The organism is Pseudoalteromonas amylolytica (assembly GCF_001854605.1).
GTDB classification, from domain to species: domain Bacteria; phylum Pseudomonadota; class Gammaproteobacteria; order Enterobacterales; family Alteromonadaceae; genus Pseudoalteromonas; species Pseudoalteromonas amylolytica.
Genome location: NZ_MKJU01000025.1, coordinates 242,565 through 263,915 on the forward strand (window position 1 = coordinate 242,565; position 21,351 = coordinate 263,915).

Consider the following 21,351-nt stretch of genomic DNA (forward strand, 5'->3'; position numbering starts at 1 on the left):
ATTTCTTGTAAATCTGGGTGAGGAGAGTTAGTATCTCACCCGCTTTCTGATGCGGAGTATCGTATGGCGCAACGTAAGCCAATAGTTGCAGGCAACTGGAAAATGAACGGTTCGCTGGAACTGGTATCTGAGATCTGCGGCGAAGTTGAAAAGCACAATAATGCAGACGTGGATGTTATTATATTTCCTCCCGCTTTATTACTTAAAGATGTAGTAAACAAGGGGGTAATGGCAGGAACTCAGACTATTTCTGAGTTTGATTCAGGTGCATACACCGGTGAAATCCACGCAAAACTAGCTCATGAAATAGGGGCTAAATATACCTTAGTGGGTCACTCTGAAAGACGTAGTTTATTTTCAGAGAGCAACCAACAGGTAGCTGATAAGTTTGCCAAAGCACAGCAGTTTGGTTTGACGCCAATACTATGTGTTGGTGAAACAGAGCAGCAGCGTGATGCTGGAAAAACAGAAGAAGTCGTTGCAGAGCAAATAAAAGCCGTAATTGATAAATTAGGTGTAGCAGCGTTAAATAATTCTGTGATAGCATACGAACCCGTTTGGGCTATCGGGACTGGTAAAACAGCAACCCCAGAGCAAGCACAGACGGTACATAAATTCATTCGTCACATGCTGAGTAGTTATGATGAGCAGGTGGCACAGACGCTACGCATCCTTTATGGTGGTAGTGTAAACGAAAAAAACAGTGAATCATTATTTGCACAGGCAGACATCGACGGTGGCCTTATTGGCGGAGCGAGTTTGCAAAAAGATGCCTTCATCAGCATCTGTAAAAGTGCACTAGGGAACGTATAAAATGTACGAAATATTATTGGTTGTTTACTTAATTGTTGCTTTAGCACTTATCGGTATGGTGTTAGTTCAACAAGGTAAGGGTGCCGACATGGGTTCATCGTTTGGTGCTGGCGCATCAGCAACGGTATTTGGCTCATCGGGCGCAGGTAACTTTATGACGAAGACGACTACGATTCTAGCGACGGTTTTCTTTGTATTAAGTATTGTGCTTGGTAACCTTACAACGGGTCAGATTAAAAAGACAGATGAGTGGGAAAACCTTGAAGTGCCGCCTTCAACAACAGCGCCGGCTACTTCAGATGTTCCAGTATCTCCTGAAGACAACAAATCTTCAGACGTACCAAATTAAAAGATTAGTAACCTTAAGTTACTCGGTGGTTTGATTCCTCAATCAGACGGTTAACCGAAAAATGCGGATGTGGTGGAATTGGTAGACACGCCATCTTGAGGGGGTGGTGGCTTCGGCCGTGGGGGTTCAAGTCCCCCCATCCGCACCAAATTATAAAAACCAGCATGATGCTGGTTTTTTTATGCCTGTAATTTATCGGATGATAGTGTGAAATCGATATCATTCTTTAGCTAATTCTTAAGTGCCTTAATTAATTGAACTTAAATCTATCTTCTTTAAAACAACGTGTTGCGCACTTCCATAGTTGTTGTGTAAATAAGCATTCGCTAATTTTACGCAAGGGCACTTCTCATAAAGAGATAGCATGGCAACAGATGTTTGTCCCACCGAGACTGACAAGCGGAGTTTTCCTCACAAAGTTAGAAATGAAGCTAGGGGCGCAAGGGAGAGTTTTGACTGTTACGCTGGCGCATAGCGGATGTACCAATGACGCGCTTCAGCGGTATTGGCTTAATCATCACGCTCATCGGCTTATCAAAGCCATTGGTAAGGTAGAAGATTCACTTAAAAACCAATACCTCTCGGAATCCAACCTTGACCTTGTAAAACAAACTGTTGCTGTACTTGAACGACAATGGTTGAGTTGGACCCTTCACATTACGCCAACATCGGAGTTCGAGCAGGCGTTGTATACGCTTAAAGAGTTACAGCAGTGGCAAGCAAACGATATCGCGGCATTTAGAGCGAAGTATATACAGTACTATGCAAATAAATATCAGCACTTTTTTGACAGCGTTGAAGCTCAGCCATTAACAGCAGCACAAAGGCAAGCCTGTATTATTCGAGATGATAGCCACCTGCTGCTAGCGGGGGCTGGCACGGGCAAAACCAGTGTGATGGTGTCAAGAGCCAAGTTTTTGGTCTACAGTGATGTAGCAACCCCAGAGCAAGTCTTACTCCTTGCTTATGGCAGTGAAGCTGCAAAGGAGCTAAAGCAACGAGCTGGAGAGTCGTTTGAATGTTTGACCTTTCATGCCTTGGGCATGCTGGTGATTGCAGCAGTTGAGGGTAAACAGCCACAGCTCAGTGAGTTAACTAACGATGCCAAGAAGCGATTCAGGTTTGTTCAAGATACACTTCAGGTACTTTGCCTTCAGCCTGGGTACAAGGGATTATTCGAGCAGTTTTGTATCAAGGAGTGTCATATTCAGCCTAATTTAGATCTGGCTGAATTTATAAGAAGTGCACGATGTAAAGCGGTCATCGCTCATATTACCTCTTTGTTAAGTGTCTATAAGAATGTTGTGGCTTTAGGTCAACTGACAAGAATTGCCTCACAGCAAAGTGACCTCCTGAAATGTCTAACGCCAATCATTGATGAATATCAATCTTACTTGGATACCGAGGGGGCGATTGATTTTGAAGATATGATTGCCAAAGCAATAGCCTATATAGAAGCTGACCGCTTTAATGTACCTTGGCAACATATAATGGTGGACGAATTTCAAGACCTATCACCCATTAGGGCTGAATTGCTCAAAGCCTTAATGAAGGCAAAAAATAAACGGTATTTGTTTGCTGTAGGGGATGATTGGCAATCAATTTATAGGTTTAGCGGTGCAGATATTACATTAACCACGCAGTTTGAGGCGCACTTTGGTCGCGTTACTATCACTGCATTGGATAAAACTTTTCGATACCCTCAAGATGTCCTAGATATCTCTAGTCGTTTCGTATGTGCCAACCCACATCAGCTAAAAAAATACGTGAAGTCGGCTCGCACGGAAACAGGACCTACATTACAAATGGAAACTGTCGAATGTGAAGCTAATACGCTTGAAAAAGTACTTGCTCAGCTCAATGATAAAGGGGAGGCCTGCGTGTTGTTACTGGCGCGTTTTCATAAGATGCTGCCTTCACGTGATGAGCTGGTGGACTTACAAGGTAAATTCAAAGCGCTTAAAATAAGGGCGATGACCTTTCATGCAGCAAAAGGTAAAGAAGCAGAATATGCGGTGATCATGGGGCTCTATGAAGGTCACACGGGCTTTCCCGCTAATCGACCGATTCAGCCGTTGATGGAAGCGATGTTGCCAGCACGGGAGACATTTTCCTTTGCAGAGGAAAGACGCTTGTTTTATGTGGCGTTGACCCGTGCTAAGCGGCGAGTTTATCTATTTAAGCCACAAGACAACGCATGTCGGTTTTTAGCTGAGCTAGAAATAAAAAGCAATACTCACTAGGTGACAAAGCCTCATTCTTTAATAATTAAACACAGCTGTGAAAGCGTTATTGATAATAAGCAATTAAAACCTCTCAACGCTTTTGTGCAGCTTAGCTTTATTACACTACGCTTGTAGTTATATGCCAAAAGCATCATAGCGAATAATATTAAAGGAGTTAAATATGAGAAAAGACCTGCTGCGAGATGCGCTCGCTCGCTTGAGTACCATTGCTCAAGACACTCCCCAATTTAGTGCTGTTTTAGAAGCGTTGAGCCAGCCTCAAAGCACTTTGACAAGCCATATCGCAATTCGTAAAGACAATGGTAATACCGCGTACTTTAAGGCCTATAGATGTCGATACAATGATTTGCTCGGCCCTACCAAAGGCGGGATCCGTTTTCACCAGCACGCAGATCAAAGTGAAGTTGAAGCGTTAGCTTTATGGATGACATTAAAATGCGCCGTGGTGAATGTGCCTTTTGGCGGAGCGAAAGGCGCAGTGACCGTAGACCCCAAAAAGTTGTCGCCCATGGAACTGGAGCGATTATCGCGCTCTTACATCAGAGCCAAAGCCGATTTTATAGGGCCTGAGCTTGATATTCCTGCGCCAGATGTATATACCAATGCACGTATCATGGGCTGGATGATGGACGAATATGAAAAAATAACTAGAACAAAGTGTCCAGCCGTGATCACAGGTAAGCCCCTAGCGTTTGGTGGCAGCCTTGGCCGCGAGAGCGCAACAGGGCGAGGAGCCTTTTTATGTATTAAAGCACTTGCTGGAAAGTTAGACTGGCAAGCAAGCGAAAAGACAGTTGCGATTCAAGGGTTTGGTAATGGTGGTTATCACTGTGCAAGATTACTACAAGCCGAGGGCTATAAAATCGTAGCCGTAAGCGATTCAAAGGGGGGAATTTATTGTGAACAAGGGCTTGATGTGCAAAGTGTATTCACTGAAAAGCAACGCAGCAATGAACTTAGGGCTGTTTATTGCCAGCATTCCGTCTGTGAGGATATCGAACATACGCGTATCAGCAATGAGGAGTTGTTATCACTTGATGTTGATATTTTAGTGCCTGCGGCATTAGCTGGTGTTATTAACAAAGATAATGTTGAGCAAATAAAAGCGAGTTATATCGTGGAAATTGCCAATGGCCCAATAAGCTCAGATGTCGACTTGCAACTGACTGAGCAGGGAATCCATGTGATCCCTGATATTTTGGCCAATGCAGGTGGTGTTGTAGTGAGCTTTTTTGAGTGGTGTCAAAATCGTCAGGGCGAAACCTGGTCTGAACAAAAAGTTCATGACAAACTCAATGACTACATGCACCAAGCGTTTGAACATGCTTGGCAGCGATATCAACAAGCCAATGGGTCAATGCGTGAAGTGGTGTACCAAATCGCGTTGGAGCGTTTGTCAGATGCGTTACATGCGCATGGTACATCAGACTATTTCTCCAGTTCACAGTAAGATTTAGAGGGCTGGAATACAAATAAAGGCCAGATATCATCAAAAAAGCCGCGAGCATCGGTGCTGGCGGCTTTTTTACTTCTTTAATAATGTGATTAGCTTTGTGCTAAATCTTCTAAGCCAACGATTAGCCAAGGCGCATTGCCTTGAGTTTGGCGTTCTAAGTGCCAGATTTCATGAATAGGCTCTTCTTGTTTGTCACCTAAATCACGGTATTTACCTTTAAACAGAATACTTACCTCCCATACTTGAGGGTTGGTGTCAGCACGAACGAGCTGTGCATCCACAAACATCACCTCGGTCGCCACATCACCTGCGCTTTCACGCTCTTGCTTAAACTCTGCAACAAGTTGTGGGCTTAGGTATTCGGCCATGGTCGTGTAGTCTTTTTTATTCCAAGCCTCTTGTAACGTGACATAGTGCTGACGGGCGCCTTGTAAAAAGCCATTTATGTCAAAATCTCTAGGTAAGTTGAAAGGAACTGACTCTTGCTGAGCAAAGCCACCAGTTGCCGCCGATTGGGCTTGAAACTGTTGAGGCTGATTGAATTGACTTGGGTTAACTTGTGGGCCACCCGCCATCTGCGGATGTTGACGCTTAACTAAAGCATTTTTTACCAGTTTAAAGATTAAAAATGCCGCACCCGCAAGCAGTAGCATTTCTAAAAACGCAAAGCCTTCAAAGTCATCACCAAGCATTGCAGCGATAAGGCCACCTGCAAGTAGGCCGCCTAAAACACCCGCCATAATGCCTTTTTTACTCGATTTAGGCTTTGCAGTTGTTGGTGCTGAAAGAGACTTGGTATCTGTTTGTTGCTTTTGTTGTGTCGTACTGGTTTGATGGGTTTTACCAGATGACTTACTGCCAAACTTTTTTCTGGCTTCCGCATTAAAGCTGCTTACGAACAACAATGAGATCAGTGAAAAAAGTACAATAAAGTTTTTCATAACTATCCTAAAGAACTAAAACTGTCTTGAATTTTAAAGAATTAGCCGAGTGATATAAATAGAAATAGGGCCAATAGGGAATTAAACGGGGGGAGCGGTACGTATAGAACGTACCGCTTTATTTACATCCTATTGCCAGCGCAAAGCGTTGCTTACGTCTTTTTGGTATTGCTCAACTGGGGAACCTATATTGGCAACTAATACAGTCGCGCCGTGATTGTCCTGACCAACGACACCATTGTAGCGATCATCCGCAAATTGACCGTCACCGCCTAGACTATTTTTACCAGACAGCGGTACGATAAATACTGTCATAGGGCCATGTTCAGACTGAAATACCAAGTGCAGGCTTTTCTGGCCCTTAAAGTTACAAAACGTAGCATAGGTCACTTTGCCAGGCAGCGTTTCAAGTCTTGCTCCAAATAGCGATAGTTTATCGTTAACCGTTTGCAGCGCGATTTCATCTTGCCCCTTAAATGCGATTTGTTCATGACGTACATGGGCTAAGGCATGTTCGCCCGCCAAGAGGGGGGCCTGCGTGGCACTCATAAAATACAAACCCAATGCAAAAGTCGCACTTGCTGCCGTAGCAAATGGGGTGCGGTAGCTGCGAAACCAGCTCTTTTTCACCACCTTGTTGTGCTTATTATCAGCTTGCTGATTTGCCAAAATACGCTCAGCCAAGCCAGCTGGTACTTCTACATCCAGCGCTTTTGCAATTTGCGCATCAAAAGCTTGAAGTTCCTCTAACAGGGCGTTTTGCTCAGCATTATTTGCTGCCTCTTGCGCAACGTCCTTATCGTTTGGATCTGCAAAAAGGCGGCGACGAAATTCTAGTTCATCCATCAGTTTTGTGCCCCTTTTAATGGTTCTTGACATTCGGTTAGTGCCTCTTTGAGCTGATTTCTAGCTCGATAAAGGCGAGTCATAACTGTGTTTTTGTTTAGCTCTAAAATATCTGCGATTTCATCCCCTGAGCAACCCATAACCACTTGCAGCAGCAATGGCTCTCTATACTCGACTGAAAGTTTGCTTATCTGCCTTTGTATAACGGTTTGCTCCATCTCATCGTCTAAACTTGTGCCGGTGTTGTCGACTAAGGTGTCGTTATCTACATCGGCGTAATCAAACTGTTTTCTCTCAAAGCGCCGTGCATTTTCTCGGCGTAAAATAGTTAACAACCAAGGCTTGGCAGCATTTTTGTCTTGAAGCGAGTCAAGTGAGCGCCATGCCCGTAAAAAAGTTTCTTGAACTAAGTCTTCGGCTATAGTCGGGTCTTGGCATAGCCAGTAGGCAAAGCGATAAAGCTCACCATGATAGACCTGCACTAAAGCCTCGTAGCGTTTTTGTTTTGTGGTCATGCTAATAAGACCTTATGATCCGTGAATTTCTTACATCACGATAAAATTAATTTTCACCTGACTCAGTATAGCTGAGTCAGATGAGCGCTATCTTGTGCCGCGTGTTTTTTTATGGCTGTTTGCAGCAGTTGATATATCTGTGTTAAATCCGCACTGTGGGTGCTCTCACTATAAAGGGATGCCTGTAGCTTGGCAATTTCATCGCTAAGCTCAGGGGAGTTTAACTGTGCCAGCCAAGCATCAAAGCCGAGCGTCGGAGCTTGCTTTTTAGCCAAGGCTCTCAATGCTTGATAAAACTCATGGGCGTTATGTTGTTTTGCAGCCGCTTTTAGAGCAATCATTGAGTCTGGCGCTTTTGCTGACGTTTTTGGCTGAGGTGCCTGTGGCTTTTTAAACCACCAAATTGCTAAAGTTAGCAACCACAAGATATAGCCAGCTCCCATTACAATCCAATCGATAAGGGTTTTACTTGCTGTTTCAACAGGCGTATTTACTGGCAAACTTTGTGCAGGCTGATTGGGTTGCTCTGTGTTGCCTTGTGGGTTTTCTGGTGCTACGGGCGATACAGGCGCTGTAATTGGGGCAAGCGGTTGATTAGGGTCGGCAATCACAGTGATAGTTCGTGCGGGTAATGTCGCGTAATTTACCTTGTTGATAACTGTGTTAAACCATGGGATTTTCACTTCTGGCAGAGTATATGTGCCGGTTTTTTGTGGCACTAACGCGTGTGATGACACCAATTGTGAGATCACGCGCCCGTCACGACTAAGTTGGTTTCTATCGCTTTCATCTGGGTAGCTGCGAATACCAGAGATAGTATCTAGCTCGATATCGGGTAATTGCTCTTGTGTTACCCCAAGCGCCGTTAGGGTGATGGTGCGGGTAATAGGTGTTCCTACCGTGACCGACTCATCGGCGGGCTGCCACTCTTCACTGAGGTTGACCAACTCGCTAGGCAACCAGGCGCCTTGATAGGTATCTGGAATTGGCTTTACTTCAAGTTGTGTATCTTCGGCGATGGCAGAAACAGCCATACGGCGATAGTTTTCTCTTACCTGGCCATTAAACACCGGTGCTGTAATAGTATAGTCGCCGCTTTTTTGTGGCTGTATCAAGTACTCGCGAGTGATGACCATATAACGGCGGCCATCAACGACTTCGTAGTCTTCTTGCTGTTTCCCCATTTGCGAGATCTGAGCGTCTGACATTTGTGGGGCACTCAGTTGCCCATCCAGTAAGTCTTTGCCCAGATATAGTTTAACCGTATACAGGCCAGCCTGTTGAACATACAAGTTGCTTGGTGTTAGCTCAGCGGTGACAAAAATATCTTTTTGCTGTTGCTGCTCATCGCCCCGAGGCACGACTTTTAATTGAATGGGTTCAGAGCGCTTGCCAGCTACTTCAAAAGCGGGGATCGTGAAAGTTCCGGGCTTTCTAGCCAATACCTGCATTTGCCATGTGGTTTGACTACTCATGCTACCGTTGATAATGCTGGTTCGAGACCCAACACTAATTGGGCCAGTCACAAATTGTGCAGACAGAGCACTGGTATCGGGCTGTTCGCCAGAGACCTTACCATCAGCCTCAATGGTGAGGGTAAAGTATTCCCCAACTAGCACGGGGTTTTTATCGACGCTGGCAGTGAGGGTATCAATGGCCATACTTGGGTGTAAAAATAGTAAAAGGAATACGGAAATTAACAAGCGTATTACCATGATTTTTCAACTCCTTGTGGACGGCGTTGTTGAGCGCGTTGCTGGGCTTTTAGTTGCATCTTATTGCGTAGCAAAATAGCAGGGTCATCGGGTACTTTACGAAGTAACTGATTGAGCTGCTGAGCCTTTTCTTTTTCTTCAGGGGTAAGTGGTTGAGCCGTAACCGATGCGCCTTGTGCTTCATCAGTGGCCTCATCAGAGCTTGGTTGCTTTTGCTGCTGTTGCATTGCTGCTTGGGCATTGTGATCATCACTGTTTTGCTGTTCAGTTTGTTCAGCACTTTGCGCATGCTGTTGTGTACTGGGATCGCTTTGCATATCGGGCTGATTGTTTTGATCACCTTGTTGCTGTTGATCACCTTGTTGCTGTTGGTCACCTTGTTGCTGTTGGTCACCTTGCTGCTGTTGGTCACCTTGCTGCTGTTGGTCACCTTGCTGCTGTTGGTTACCTTGTTGCTGTTGGTCACCTTGCTGTTGATCACCTTGTTGCTGCTGGTCACCTTGTTGCTGCTGGTCACCTTGCTGTTGTTGGTCACCTTGTTGCTGCTGGTCACCTTGCTGTTGTTGGTCTTGTTGTTGTTTAAGTTGTTCAACAAGCTTTTTGTTATCAGCAGCTTCGCTCAAGTCTGGATTTATTGATAGCGCCTGTTCATATGCTTCAATGGCTGCGTCTAGCTCGCCTTGCTTAGCCAGTGCATTACCATAATTGTATTGTCCCAGTGCAGACTGTGTGTCGCGCAATACTTCAGCGGCTTGGTCGTAATGGCCTTGTTTGTATAGGGCGGCACCTTTAAGTTCAGGGTTTTGCGCTGCAGCGGCGTTTGCAAAGTCATCATTTTGATATGCACCAAGGGCATTCTGGTCGGTATTTTTTAACCAACTTTGCCAATCAGCGGCCATGGGTTGCTCAATCGGTGTCATTATAAACATCACGGCTAGGAGAGTGATGCCTGCGCGACGCATGAGCAACAGTGCCATTGGTAACAAGAGCAGCAAACCATAATGCCCTGCATCCACACGCCATAATGCTTGGCTTTGCTGAGTTTCGTTTAGTACATCATCATTTTTAACTTTGGGTTTAAACGCTTTGATGTCTTGCCCTGCAGGGCTGTAGCGAACAAATTTTCCGCTATGACTTTTAGCAAGCCCCGCTAAGCGCGAGAAATTAATTTTAGGTACTACAATTTGTCCTGAAGCGTCCTTCAAAAATCCACCTTCAGGTACCGCGATTGGCGCGCCTTGTTCGGTACCAATACCATAAATACTCAATTGATAACGTTCATTCTTTAGCTCAGAGGTGATGTCATCAACATCGTTCTGGTCTAGTCCGTCAGTCACCAAAATGATATCACCTTGGGTATAACCTGCTTGCTTTAGCAAGGAGATAGCTTGAGCGATACCAGCGAGTACATTTGAACCTCTATCAGGCATAATCTCAGGGCTTAGGCTGGGAATTAAGTTAGCTAATGTTGCTGCATCACTGGTTAGCGGTGAAACAGTATAAGCATCACCTGCGTAAGCTACTAGTGCCGTTTCACCTTCTTTGAATAGCTCAATCATATCCAGTGCTTTAAAACGCGCTTGGGTTAAACGATTTGGTGTGATGTCGGTGGAATACATTGAATAGGACATATCCATTAACAGCACTCGCGCTTGTTTGGCTTGGTAGACGGGTACTTGTTGTTTTTCGAAACTTGGGCCTGCGATACTTATAATACCAAGCAATAAAAATAGGCTCATCAACAGCGGGCTACTTTGTTTTTTCTGCTGCTTTGCTTCACTGAGCATCACTCCCGCAAGGTGTGGAGCAATAAGCTCACCGTGTTTGTGATTGTTTCTCTTTACAAACTGTAAGCCCGTGATAAGTAACCAAGGGAGAAGCAGCCACAATAGAGCAGGGCGAATAAACATGAACTCCATATTACACCTCCTGTCTCATGCCACGTAGGGCTTTTAGTAAAATTGTCAGCGTGATTAGGAGCAAAGCCCCAGCAAGCGGCCAGTAAAATAGCGCAAGTTGTGGACGAAACGTTTGTGCTTCGTCAGAGACGGGCTCAAGTTTATCCAACTCTTGATAAATTTGCTGTAAACCCGCTACATCTTTTGCTCTGAAGTAAAGACCACTGGTTTCTTTAGAGATATGTTTTAGCGTAGCTTCATCGATATTGCTGCCACCGACACCACCCATGCCAAATAGGCTAAAACCACGCCTACCATCAGAGCCAACACCTACGGTGTACACCTTTATTCCTTCTTCACGCGCTAAGATCAAGGCATCATCTGGGCTTAAATTTCCCGCCGTATTTTGACCATCAGTCAGCAAAATAAGCACTCGGTTGCTTTGTTGTTTTTGACTGAACCGCTTTACTGCAAGCCCTAAAGCGTCGCCGATGGCGGTTGCACGGCCTACTAAGCCTATTTGTGCCTCGCTTAGCATTTGACTTACGGTATTTAAATCTCTTGTAAGTGGCGTTTGTAAAAATGCAGTATCACCAAATAAAATTAAGCCAAGTCTATCACCTTGTCGTTGTTCAATAAATTCACTGAGTACGGCCTTAACAACGGACAATCTATCAACGTAACGGCCTTGATACTCCATGTCTTGTTCAGTCATTGACCCAGATAAGTCCACAGCAAGCATGATGTCGCGGCCTTCGTTGGGCAAGGCTATTGGTTCATCCAGCCATTTTGGGTTTGCTGCAGCCACCACAAGTAGCAGCCAGATGAGTAGCTCTAGCCAGTGTATCTTGCGGCTTTGTTGCACAGCTTTCGGGGCGAGCTCTGCAAGGTTAGCAAAGCTTGGCATACGCAAACGAGCATTGGCTGTGTATTGTACAGGTTTCAATTTCGCCAGCAGCCACGGCAGTGGCAGTAACACAAAGGCCCAAGGCCAGCTAAACTCAAACATCGATGGCCTCTTTTAACTTGAAATTTTTGATAGCCAGATGCAACTTGGACGCCAAGTTCGCGCTTGGCTCTGGGCTGTAAAGCGTATCTAGCTCTTGTGCATTAAATGTTTGCCCGCTCAATTTGCTCAAACGGCTCGCCCAAAGCTGATTAGAACCCGCAACAGCTTGGTTACCATAGTAATGTTTGGTGAGTCGTTTGACTAATATGTGTAATTGCTGGGCGTCATCTTGGTATTGCGCACACTGGCTAATTGCTTCACGTTTTGCGCGCTTGTGTTGCCAAGCTTTGTAGCGCCAAACAATCAGCATGATTGTGAGTAAAAGTAACATTGCAATGATGACCCACATAGCGGGGGATAATGGCCACCATGATACTTCGCTTGGTGGCATCACGTCGTGTAATGCATCTAGTGGAGAAGCCTGCATAACTGTTAATACCTCAAAAGCTGTGATTCTAAGGGCGTTGCCGCACTAAAAGATTGCATGGTCATACCCGCACGTTTTAAGCGCGCTAGGCGTTTTGCGAACACATCCGCTGCTTGCTCGGCAAATTTGCTACGAAATTGTTTATCCATCAGAGGTAATGTCCAACTACCTGCGCCAGCGTCCACCGTAATGGCTTCACGGTAGGCTGGAAGCTGGTGTTCAAAAGGATCGCTGATATGGCAGCCAATCAATTCACAATGTCGAGCCAAGCGTTCTAACTGTTTAAAACTGGTGTCACTAAGATGAGTGAAATCTGAAATTAAATAGATCAGACTGCCTGGCTTGGCCAGATGCGTAAGACGTTTTAGATTGTCGGCAAAGCGATTTTCTATCTGCTGATGCTCAACAACTTGCTCTCGGTTTTGTAAGGCTAGTTGGTGGATATCACACAGCTGATGACACAAGGCTAGCACGCCTTTATCTCGCGCTGCGGGTTTGAGCTCATGGTGACCATATTCACTAAAAACAATACCACCGAGCCTATCACCACGTTGACATGCAGACCAAGCAACCAGCGCACTTAAATGTGCTGCTTGCACTGACTTGAGTAGTAGCTTACTGCCGAACAACATGCTGTTTGTAAGATCGGTAAAAACAAAGACGGGACGCTCTTTTTCTTCTTGATAAAGTTTAGTGTGCGCTTCGCCCGTTCTTGCGGTAACGCGCCAGTCAATGGCACGAATGTCATCACCATACTGATATTGGCGCACCTCGGCAAATTCCATCCCACGGCCTTTGTGGGGGGCTAAATATTGGCCAGCCTGAGCACTTTTGATGCGTGCGCTAGGCTTTAGCGACAATAAATTAGCTTTGGGCTTGTAATACAGTAACTCTTTCAAGCCCAGCTGTGCACCATTACTGTGGCATTGCTCTAACCATGCTTGGGTTGATAACTGAGTTGCTTGCTTCATTACGGTACTGGCACTAAATCAACAATTCGACTGATCACTTCATCTTTACTGATGCCATCCGCTTGTGCTTCGTAGCTCAGGATGATGCGGTGACGCAAAACATTGTGGACCACGGCTTGGATATCTTCAGGGGTAACGAAGTCACGCTCATGCAACCATGCATGCGCTCGTGCACATTTATCTAATGCGATGGTTGCCCGCGGGCTTGCACCAAATTCAATCCATGCGCCAAGTTGGGCATCGAGTTTTGCACCTTGACGCGTCGCGATGATCAGTTGTACCAAATATTGTTCAAGCGGCTCGGCAAGGTGCATTGATAATACGCTCTTACGGGCGGCAAATAAGGTGGCTTGGCTGATAGGAGCAAAGCTGACAGGCTCTTGTTCCAAGGCTTCGCCACGTGTCAGTCGTAAAATCGCCAGTTCATTCTCTGCGTGCGGATAATCTATGTTCAGGTGGAGTAAAAAGCGGTCTAACTGGGCCTCTGGCAGCGGGTAAGTCCCCTCTTGCTCCAACGGGTTTTGTGTTGCCATAACCATGAACAATTCAGACAAGGGGTAGGTATTTTTACCCACGGTGATTTGTCTCTCAGCCATTGCTTCAAGCAGTGCTGATTGCACTTTAGCAGGGGCTCGGTTAATTTCATCAGCCAGAATCAGGTTGTGAAAAAGTGGGCCTTTTTCAAACACAAACTCACTGGTTTGTTGACGATAAATATCCGTACCTGTGACGTCTGCAGGTAATAAATCTGGGGTAAACTGAACGCGTTGAAAACTGCCTTCAATCCCTTTTGCTAGGGCGTTGACTGCGCGGGTTTTAGCAAGTCCAGGCGGGCCTTCAACCAAAAGGTGACCATCAGCCAAAATTGCGATAAGTAAAGCCTGAGTCAAAGCCGGCTGACCAATAATTTGTGTATCGAGATAGCGTTTTAATTGTGAAAATTCATTTACTGCCATTGCTTTGTCCTTGTTGTGACAAATTTTTGCTTTAAGTTATATGGTTTTGTTGTCTGATCTCAAGTGTTGATTGACATTTTTGCGTCATACTTAGACTCTGGTTTTTTGAATAGTTCCCGAGTTTTTTCAATAACTTTTGCGACTGTATAAAAAAACGACTAGGGTAAGTGGTGTTTGATTCTTTTGTAACCAATTTTGAATTTACTATTGGCATTGTATTAGCGGTTGTTTAGAATCAGGTAAAATTTAACAGGTCAGACCTGTCAGCGGGAGAGCATATTAATGTCTGAGCAAAATATTCTAAAAACAACAAAAGGCGACCGTATCGCGATTGTAAGCGGGTTACGTACTCCATTTGCAAAACAAGCTACGGCGTTCCACCACGTACCAGCATTGGACCTCGGTAAGCTGGTAGTCAACGAAATGCTTGAGCGTTTAAACTTCGATAAAAATGAAATAGACCAGTTGGTGTTTGGTCAAGTTGTACAAATGCCAGAAGCACCCAATATCGCTCGTGAAATTGTATTGGGTACCGGTATGCCAGTATCTGTTGATGCCTATTCTGTATCACGTGCGTGTGCAACCAGTTTCCAAGCGATTGCCAATGTGGCTGAATCAATCATTGCAGGGTCTGCGACTGTGGGTATTGCGGGTGGCGCAGACTCATCTTCCGTATTACCAATCGGTGTGAGTAAGAAACTAGCCGGTAGCCTTGTTGATTTGAACAAAGCGCGTACGTTAGGTCAGCGTTTAAAGATTTTCTCCAAGTTACGTTTGAAAGACTTACTGCCAGTTCCTCCTGCGGTAGCCGAATATTCAACGGGACTCTCAATGGGACAAACTGCTGAGCAAATGGCAAAAACCCACGGGATTAGCCGCGCAGATCAAGACGCCATGGCGCACCGTTCGCATTCACTGGCAGCCAAAGCATGGGCTGATGGGCTATTAGCGGAAGAAGTGATGACGGCGCATGTGCCGCCTTACAAATCGTTTATTGAACAAGACAATAATATTCGTACCAACTCTTCATTAGAAGGGTATGCCAAGCTGAAGCCAGTATTTGATAGAGTGCATGGTTCGGTTACAGCAGCCAATGCTACACCGTTAACAGATGGCGCTGCAGCGGTACTGATGATGAGTGAGAGTAAGGCTAAAGCATTGGGTTACGACATTTTAGGTTATGTTCGTAGCTTTGCATTCTCAGCAATTGGTGTACATGAAGATATGCTGATGGGACCTGCTCATTCAACGCCTGTGGCGCTCGACAGAGCGGGTATTAGCTTACAAGATTTAGATTTGATTGAAATGCACGAAGCATTTGCCGCGCAGGCATTGGCGAACATGAAAATGTTTGGCTCGGACAAGTTTGCGCAAGAAAAATTGGGTCGCTCGAAAGCGATTGGTGAAATTGATATGGATAAATTTAACGTTAACGGCGGCTCATTGGCATATGGTCACCCATTTGCAGCGACGGGTGCGCGTTTGATCACGCAAAGCTTGCATGAGTTAAAACGTCGTGGCGGCGGCTTAGCACTTACCACAGCCTGTGCGGCGGGTGGTTTGGGTGCAGCCTTTGTATTGGAGAGCGCGTAATGTCAGTATTTAGTTATGAATTAAACGAAAGACGAGTAGCCATCGTTACTATCGACGTGCCGGGTGAAAAGATGAACACCCTGCGGGATAGTTTTGCCGAAGATTTATTGGCAATTCTAAAACAGGGCCGTGATGACAACATTACCGGAATGGTTTTTATCAGTGGCAAAAGTGATAACTTCATTGCGGGCGCAGACATCAAAATGTTGGATAGCGCCAAAACGCGCGAAGATGCACTAGCCTTGTCAGAAATGTGTCAGCAAGCGTTTTTCACCATGAAAAAACAGCCTTACCCAACGGTTGCTGCGATTCATGGTGCGGCCCTTGGTGGCGGTTTAGAGTTTGCGCTTGCATGTGATTATCGTGTGTGTACCGACAGTGATATTACCAAACTAGGTTTACCTGAAGTACAGCTTGGTTTATTACCAGGAGGCGGTGGCACTCAGCGTTTACCAAAGTTGGTAGGTATCCAAAAGGCGCTGGAGTGGATGTTAACAGGCAAGCAGGTACGCGCTAAACAAGCCAAAAAATCAGGCTTAGTTAACGACTGTGTACCAGCGAGTATCTTGCTATCTGTTGCTGCACAAATGGCGACTAAAGGTAAAGCTAAACCAACTAAACCTCGCTTAGATAGATTGAGCCAGCTGCTTGAGTCAAACCCATTCGGTCGTAACATCATATTCAAAAAAGCGCAGGAAAATGTTTTGAAAAAGACCGGTGGTCACTATCCTGCACCAGTGAATATCATAAAAGCCGTACGCGCTTCGATAGAGCTTGATGAGCTCAAGGCATATAAAACCGAGGCGGAAGGGTTTGCCGACTTGGTGATGACCGATGTATCAAAAGCGCTACGCGGGATCTTCTTTGCTACCACTGAAATGAAAAAAGAGTGGAAAAATGACGATGTTGCACCAATTGAGCGCACCGCTGTTTTAGGGGGCGGTTTGATGGGCGCGGGTATTGCACATGTCAGTGCTGTTAAGGCACAAGCACTGGTACGCGTTAAAGATGTGGCTCAGCAAGGCATCGCCAATGCAATGAATTACAGCTACAAAATTTTGTCCAAGCGCCAAAAGCGCCGCATCATGACAAAAGCGCAGCTTCAACAGACCATGAACCGTATCACTGGCGCTACAGATTACTCTGGTTTCAAACATGTTGATATGGTGATCGAAGCGGTGTTTGAAGACTTAAAGCTCAAGCAAGGTATGGTGGCTGATATTGAACAGCACTGTCAAAAAGAAACCATTTTTGCCAGCAACACGTCGTCGCTGCCGATAGCTCAAATCGCTGAAAAGGCTGAACGCCCTGAGAATGTAATAGGTTTACATTATTTCTCTCCAGTTGAAAAAATGCCATTGGTAGAAATCATTCCTCATGCTGCTACCTCGGAGCAGACAATTGCTCGCACGGTGAATTTTGCGCGCAAACAGGGCAAAACGCCTATTGTGGTAAAAGACAAAGCTGGCTTTTACGTCAACCGTATTTTGGCGCCTTATGTGAATGAAGCGGCCAACTTATTGTTAGCGGGTGAGCCAATCGAAAAGATTGACCAAGCATTGGTAGAGTTTGGTTTTCCAGTAGGGCCGTTGGCACTACTTGATGAAGTAGGCATTGATATTGGTTCTAAAATAGCGCCAATTTTGGAAAAAGAACTAGGGGAGCGTTTTAAGGCGCCTAATGCTTTTGACCGCCTGATAGACGCGAAGCGTTTAGGTCGTAAAACTGGCAGAGGCTTCTATAGCTACGATAAAAAAGACAAAAAAGTGGACGAGTCAGTATATGAATTACTGGGAATTACCACCAGTCCACGTCTGAACAAACAAGAAATTGCAAGCCGTTGTGTTGCTCAGATGCTCAACGAAGCCGCGCGTTGTTTAGATGAGGGCATTATTGCTAGCCCTCGCGATGGTGACATTGGCGCAATCTTTGGTATTGGTTTCCCGCCATTCCTAGGAGGTCCATTTAGTTATATGGATAATCGTGGAGTTAACAAGGTATGTTCAGAACTGTCGACGTATGCTTCTGATAACCCGGTGTTTACACCAGCAGAGCCATTGATGAAGATGGCTGAAACAGGCACTAAGTTTTATCAAGATGCTAAACCCGCTTTGAGTGAAGTGAGTAAGTCTCAACCTCAAGAAGCTGCTAAGTCGAATGAGGAACAAACCGAAACGCCTTAAAAAACACTACCCAGTTTATTGTTTAGAGTGTTAAAAAAAGGGAATACATCACACGGTGTATTCCCTTTTTTAACGAACAAATTGGCCTAGTAATTTATTGCTGTCATTTGATTGTTGACTACACTTACGGTAACACTTTTACGTGGGATGCAAGGATATGGAGCGGCGTTTTTACTGGCAGTTGGGCGCATTGTTATTGTTAACAATCATGGTTAACTTTGCGCTTTTTTATTGGAATACATTTGCCATTCAAAAATCAGAACAGCTCAACGCAAACTGGCAGCAAATTACCAGCAGCAACCTCGAAAAAGCCGTATTGCTCGCCAAATTAGATCAGAATATGGGTTATGGGGGGTTTATTCACCATTTTAAAAACTATGTTCTACGTCGTGATAGTCGTTACCTCTTGGGCGCACAAACAGGGCTCTCACAGGTTTATGACAGTATAAGCGCACTTAAAAAGCTCAGGCTCACAAGTGAAGAAGTATCAGCTATTGATGCTATTGAAAGCACTGTTCGTACTTATGCCATTAAATTATCCGAAGCTCAGTCAGAGAAGTTGAGAGAGCTAAGTGTTGAGCAGTTGGATCAGTTGGTACGTGTTGATGATGACAATGCTGAACGTGCCCAGCAGAGCTTGCGAGCAAGTTTACGTAGTAGTAATCATCAGGCATTGGTCTTACAGGCTAAGCTACGCAACGAAACACTATCTACCATAAAACTCGGCGCATTTGTGGTGTCTCCTATTGTTTGTTTGGCTGCTATTCTCAACATGATTGCATTGTGGCGCATAGCTGTACTGTTTCGTGAAAGAGATGCTCTATTTGAAGTAACACCTGATTCAATCCTTTATTGTGATAAACAAGGGAAGATAATCCGAGTGAACAAGGCGACGGAGGAATTGTTTGGTTACAGTAAAGCACAATTGCTTACCATGAAGGTTGAGGACTTGATCCCACAGCCGTATCGGTCCCATCACATCCACCTTCGACAAGACTACTTAGGTAAGTCTAAGATGCGACACAGCAAAAAAGATGGACTGGAAATCGTTGGCCTGCACAAAAATGGCACGCAGCTGCCACTGGATATCGCCATTGCAAGTATTAACCACGGGGCGAAAGATTTTTTAATCGCTATCGTTCGAGATATACGCCAAGAAGAAGAGCTGGCTTTAAAAGCTGAACGGGACTATCTAACGGGCGTGTATAACCGCAGGCATGCTTACTCTTTGCTTGAGGATGAACTCACTCGAGCTAACCGTTACCGCCGACCATTATCAGTGTTATTAATCGATCTTGATAATTTTAAGCCATTGAATGACAAAGAAGGGCATTTAGTGGGTGATATTGCGTTAAAAAACCTGTGCCAGTTTCTGAACGAATCCGCGCGACCAACCGATATAATTGGGCGCTGGGGAGGAGATGAGTTTTTGATAGTATGTCCTGAAACCGCTCATCATAGTGTGATGAGCTTTGCTGAGCGATTAGTTAAAGAGTTTGCCGAGCAAACGGAATATGGACTCACACTCAGTATTGGTGTTGTCGCCTATGATTTTGTCAGTGACAAACTCAGTGCAAATGATTGTGTCGATCAAGCCGATGCAGCATTGTATCGCGCAAAAAGCCGAGGTCGAAATCAGGCGGTCATGTTTGAGCCCGAACTGATGATGGCTTCACACTAGAGGTTTTTACTTCCTGCCTAAAAGTACGTACAATCTGCGGCCATTATGTAATACATGGTTTGCTCGTAGTTAATGCATCACATCGACGATCTGATCACTATCTTTGATCAACTATTTTCAACTCAATACAACACGCGACTCGTAAAAGGCGATGATGAGCCTATTTATATTCCAGCTAACGCCAGTTGTGGCTATCACCAAGTGGTATTTGCTCACGGTTTTTATGCCAGCGCGTTACACGAAATTGCCCATTGGCTGGTGGCGGGTACAAAACGCCGCACTTTGGAAGATTATGGTTATTGGTATTGTCCGGATGGTCGCGACAAGGCCAAACAACTTGAATTTGAAAATGTTGAAGTAAAACCTCAGGCCATTGAATGGGCGCTGAGCGTGGCTGCTGGATTTGATTTTAATGTCTCGGTAGACAATCTCAATGGCGAACAAACATGTCGCTTTAGATTTCAGCGTAGAGTGCATGAGCAAGTAATAGCACTACTAGAGGGCGGTTTTAATACGCGTACAGAGCAGTTGCTACATGTGTTGAGTGATTTCTATAAAACCCCATGGCCGCTTTCGCAGGCACAATTTAGTTGGCATTGTCCAAAGGAGCTTCTTGATGCAGTTTAAACTTGGTTTGATAGTTAACCCTGTAGCTGGTTTGGGTGGTAGTGTTGCGCTAAAAGGTAGCGATGGAGAGCTGACTGCACAGCAGGCATTGGCTTTGGGGGCTATGCCTAAGGCTAATCAAAGAACCCACATGGCACTTGAGCAACTGCTTGCCTATCAAGAGCAGATAGCGGTGTTTACGGTTGATGGTGAAATGGGGGAGACCACAGCCAAAGCACTTGGTTTTAGAACCCAAGTTGTATATCAAAGCCATCAGCCAACTACCCCTCAGGACACAGAGCAAGCTGCGAAGGCTATGTTGGCATGTGGCGTTGATATGATTTTATTTGCAGGTGGTGATGGCACCGCACGTAATATTTGCGCGGCTGTGGACGATAGTGTTCCGGTGCTTGGTGTACCAGCAGGCTGTAAAATTCATTCAGGTGTTTACGCTATTACCCCTAAAGCGGCGGGGCGTGTCGTAGCTATGTTGGTTACTGGCGAGTTGGTTACCCTGTCAGAGGCAGATGTGATGGATATTGACGAAGAGGCATTTCGTCAAGGCTCGGTAAGGGCGAAACGTTATGGCGAAATGCAAGTGCCTTCGGAATTACGTTATGTGCAAAGCGTTAAAAATGGCGGTAAAGAAAGTGATGAACTCGTACTTGCCGATATCGCAGCTTATGTTATCAGTGAGATGGACCCAGATACCCAATATATTATGGGGTCGGGTTCAACCGTTGCTGCCATTATGGAAGAGTTGGATCTTGAGAACACCTTGTTGGGTGTTGACCTTATTCGAGATCAACAATTAGTGGCTCAGGATATGACTGCAAGCCAGCTACTTGCCAATGTTAAAGGCGCAACGACTAAGTTAGTGATCACGCTAATTGGGGGACAAGGTCATATTTTTGGCAGAGGCAACCAGCAACTCAGCCCGGAATTAATTAGAACAATTGGTAAAGACAACATCATCGTTGTCGCAACGAAAACCAAGCTACAAGCGCTCAATGGTCGCCCACTTATTGCTGATACTGGCGATGAGCAACTAGATGAGGCCTTAAGCGGTTATATTAAAGTGATCACAGGGTACAATGATCATGTGATGTATGCCGTAGGCCACCCAGATTTAAATTAGGAAAATAC

At 45.2% G+C, this 21,351-nt stretch carries 18 protein-coding genes and 1 tRNA gene; 10 read left to right on the forward strand and 9 right to left on the reverse strand.

Annotated features, from left to right (window positions below; genetic code table 11):
- The first annotated feature begins 63 nt into the window (after positions 1–63).
- The 5 genes from tpiA (at position 64) to BET10_RS07620 (ending at position 4,858) form a co-directional block, all read left to right on the forward strand.
- Positions 64–813: a triose-phosphate isomerase gene (tpiA, locus tag BET10_RS07600; RefSeq protein WP_070984617.1), complete on the forward strand. Its 750-nt coding sequence runs from the start codon at positions 64–66 to the stop codon at positions 811–813.
- Position 814: 1 nt separating this feature from the next.
- The gene (secG, locus tag BET10_RS07605; RefSeq protein ID WP_070984619.1) at positions 815–1,162 is read left to right on the forward strand and encodes a preprotein translocase subunit SecG; all 348 of its coding nucleotides are present in this window, start codon (positions 815–817) and stop codon (positions 1,160–1,162) included.
- A gap of 63 nt (positions 1,163–1,225) precedes the next feature.
- Positions 1,226–1,310: transfer RNA gene (locus BET10_RS07610), tRNA-Leu, on the forward strand.
- Between the two features lie 304 nt (positions 1,311–1,614).
- Positions 1,615–3,405: a UvrD-helicase domain-containing protein gene (locus BET10_RS07615; RefSeq protein WP_170829122.1), complete on the forward strand. Its 1,791-nt coding sequence runs from the start codon at positions 1,615–1,617 to the stop codon at positions 3,403–3,405.
- Between the two features lie 163 nt (positions 3,406–3,568).
- Complete coding sequence (locus BET10_RS07620; RefSeq protein ID WP_070984623.1) at positions 3,569–4,858, forward strand: Glu/Leu/Phe/Val family dehydrogenase; 1,290 nt, start codon at positions 3,569–3,571, stop codon at positions 4,856–4,858.
- Between the two features lie 95 nt (positions 4,859–4,953).
- Here BET10_RS07620 and BET10_RS07625 read toward each other — a convergent pair whose 3' ends face one another.
- The 9 genes from BET10_RS07625 to BET10_RS07665 all read right to left on the reverse strand — a co-directional run bounded on the left by BET10_RS07625 (position 4,954) and on the right by BET10_RS07665 (position 14,142).
- Complete coding sequence (locus BET10_RS07625) at positions 4,954–5,805, reverse strand: Tim44 domain-containing protein (protein ID WP_070984625.1); 852 nt, start codon at positions 5,803–5,805, stop codon at positions 4,954–4,956.
- 129 nt (positions 5,806–5,934) lie between these two features.
- Positions 5,935–6,651 (reverse strand): DUF3379 family protein, encoded by a 717-nt coding sequence (locus BET10_RS07630; protein WP_070984627.1) that lies wholly within the window; start codon positions 6,649–6,651, stop codon positions 5,935–5,937.
- Entirely contained in the window at positions 6,651–7,166 is a 516-nt protein-coding gene (locus BET10_RS07635) for a sigma-70 family RNA polymerase sigma factor (protein ID WP_070984630.1), read from the reverse strand. Before BET10_RS07635 ends, BET10_RS07630 begins: the two co-directional genes overlap by 1 nt.
- Before the next feature lie 62 nt (positions 7,167–7,228).
- Positions 7,229–8,881 carry a BatD family protein gene (locus tag BET10_RS07640; RefSeq protein ID WP_070984632.1) on the reverse strand — a complete coding sequence of 551 codons (1,653 nt, stop codon included), beginning with the start codon at positions 8,879–8,881 and terminating at the stop codon, positions 7,229–7,231.
- Entirely contained in the window at positions 8,875–10,800 is a 1,926-nt protein-coding gene (locus tag BET10_RS07645; protein WP_070984634.1) for a vWA domain-containing protein, read from the reverse strand. The genes BET10_RS07640 and BET10_RS07645 overlap by 7 nt, the downstream gene beginning before the upstream one ends.
- 1 nt (position 10,801) lies before the next feature.
- Positions 10,802–11,788, reverse strand: coding sequence for a vWA domain-containing protein (locus tag BET10_RS07650; RefSeq protein ID WP_070984636.1), 987 nt, complete (start codon positions 11,786–11,788; stop codon positions 10,802–10,804).
- Entirely contained in the window at positions 11,781–12,215 is a 435-nt protein-coding gene (locus BET10_RS07655) for a DUF4381 domain-containing protein (protein WP_070984638.1), read from the reverse strand. Before BET10_RS07655 ends, BET10_RS07650 begins: the two co-directional genes overlap by 8 nt.
- 5 nt (positions 12,216–12,220) lie before the next feature.
- Positions 12,221–13,186 carry a DUF58 domain-containing protein gene (locus BET10_RS07660; protein ID WP_070984640.1) on the reverse strand — a complete coding sequence of 322 codons (966 nt, stop codon included), beginning with the start codon at positions 13,184–13,186 and terminating at the stop codon, positions 12,221–12,223.
- Positions 13,186–14,142 (reverse strand): AAA family ATPase, encoded by a 957-nt coding sequence (locus BET10_RS07665; protein WP_070984642.1) that lies wholly within the window; start codon positions 14,140–14,142, stop codon positions 13,186–13,188. Before BET10_RS07665 ends, BET10_RS07660 begins: the two co-directional genes overlap by 1 nt.
- 282 nt (positions 14,143–14,424) lie before the next feature.
- Between BET10_RS07665 and fadI the strand changes: the two genes are divergently transcribed.
- The 5 genes from fadI (at position 14,425) to BET10_RS07690 (ending at position 21,343) form a co-directional block, all read left to right on the forward strand.
- Positions 14,425–15,735: an acetyl-CoA C-acyltransferase FadI gene (gene fadI / locus BET10_RS07670; protein ID WP_070984648.1), complete on the forward strand. Its 1,311-nt coding sequence runs from the start codon at positions 14,425–14,427 to the stop codon at positions 15,733–15,735.
- A complete protein-coding gene (fadJ, locus tag BET10_RS07675) occupies positions 15,735–17,918 on the forward strand; it encodes a fatty acid oxidation complex subunit alpha FadJ (protein WP_070984650.1) in 2,184 nt (727 codons plus the stop codon). Before fadI ends, fadJ begins: the two co-directional genes overlap by 1 nt.
- A gap of 157 nt (positions 17,919–18,075) precedes the next feature.
- Positions 18,076–19,599, forward strand: coding sequence for a sensor domain-containing diguanylate cyclase (locus tag BET10_RS07680; RefSeq protein ID WP_070984651.1), 1,524 nt, complete (start codon positions 18,076–18,078; stop codon positions 19,597–19,599).
- A 72-nt stretch (positions 19,600–19,671) separates the two neighbouring features.
- Positions 19,672–20,226 (forward strand): elongation factor P hydroxylase, encoded by a 555-nt coding sequence (locus BET10_RS07685; protein ID WP_070984653.1) that lies wholly within the window; start codon positions 19,672–19,674, stop codon positions 20,224–20,226.
- Positions 20,216–21,343, forward strand: coding sequence for an ATP-NAD kinase family protein (locus tag BET10_RS07690; RefSeq protein WP_070984656.1), 1,128 nt, complete (start codon positions 20,216–20,218; stop codon positions 21,341–21,343). Before BET10_RS07685 ends, BET10_RS07690 begins: the two co-directional genes overlap by 11 nt.
- Positions 21,344–21,351: the final 8 nt, after the last annotated feature.

Coding starts and splice junctions, on each gene's coding strand:
- tpiA (WP_070984617.1), top strand. CDS start 64: ATGGCGCAACGTAAGCCAATAGTTGCAGGCAACTGGAAAATGAACGGT.
- secG (WP_070984619.1), top strand. CDS start 815: ATGTACGAAATATTATTGGTTGTTTACTTAATTGTTGCTTTAGCACTT.
- BET10_RS07620 (WP_070984623.1), top strand. CDS start 3,569: ATGAGAAAAGACCTGCTGCGAGATGCGCTCGCTCGCTTGAGTACCATT.
- BET10_RS07625 (WP_070984625.1), bottom strand. CDS start 5,805: ATGAAAAACTTTATTGTACTTTTTTCACTGATCTCATTGTTGTTCGTA.
- BET10_RS07630 (WP_070984627.1), bottom strand. CDS start 6,651: ATGGATGAACTAGAATTTCGTCGCCGCCTTTTTGCAGATCCAAACGAT.
- BET10_RS07635 (WP_070984630.1), bottom strand. CDS start 7,166: ATGACCACAAAACAAAAACGCTACGAGGCTTTAGTGCAGGTCTATCAT.
- BET10_RS07640 (WP_070984632.1), bottom strand. CDS start 8,881: ATGGTAATACGCTTGTTAATTTCCGTATTCCTTTTACTATTTTTACAC.
- BET10_RS07645 (WP_070984634.1), bottom strand. CDS start 10,800: ATGGAGTTCATGTTTATTCGCCCTGCTCTATTGTGGCTGCTTCTCCCT.
- BET10_RS07650 (WP_070984636.1), bottom strand. CDS start 11,788: ATGTTTGAGTTTAGCTGGCCTTGGGCCTTTGTGTTACTGCCACTGCCG.
- BET10_RS07655 (WP_070984638.1), bottom strand. CDS start 12,215: ATGCAGGCTTCTCCACTAGATGCATTACACGACGTGATGCCACCAAGC.
- BET10_RS07660 (WP_070984640.1), bottom strand. CDS start 13,186: ATGAAGCAAGCAACTCAGTTATCAACCCAAGCATGGTTAGAGCAATGC.
- BET10_RS07665 (WP_070984642.1), bottom strand. CDS start 14,142: ATGGCAGTAAATGAATTTTCACAATTAAAACGCTATCTCGATACACAA.
- fadI (WP_070984648.1), top strand. CDS start 14,425: ATGTCTGAGCAAAATATTCTAAAAACAACAAAAGGCGACCGTATCGCG.
- fadJ (WP_070984650.1), top strand. CDS start 15,735: ATGTCAGTATTTAGTTATGAATTAAACGAAAGACGAGTAGCCATCGTT.
- BET10_RS07680 (WP_070984651.1), top strand. CDS start 18,076: ATGGAGCGGCGTTTTTACTGGCAGTTGGGCGCATTGTTATTGTTAACA.
- BET10_RS07685 (WP_070984653.1), top strand. CDS start 19,672: ATGCATCACATCGACGATCTGATCACTATCTTTGATCAACTATTTTCA.
- BET10_RS07690 (WP_070984656.1), top strand. CDS start 20,216: ATGCAGTTTAAACTTGGTTTGATAGTTAACCCTGTAGCTGGTTTGGGT.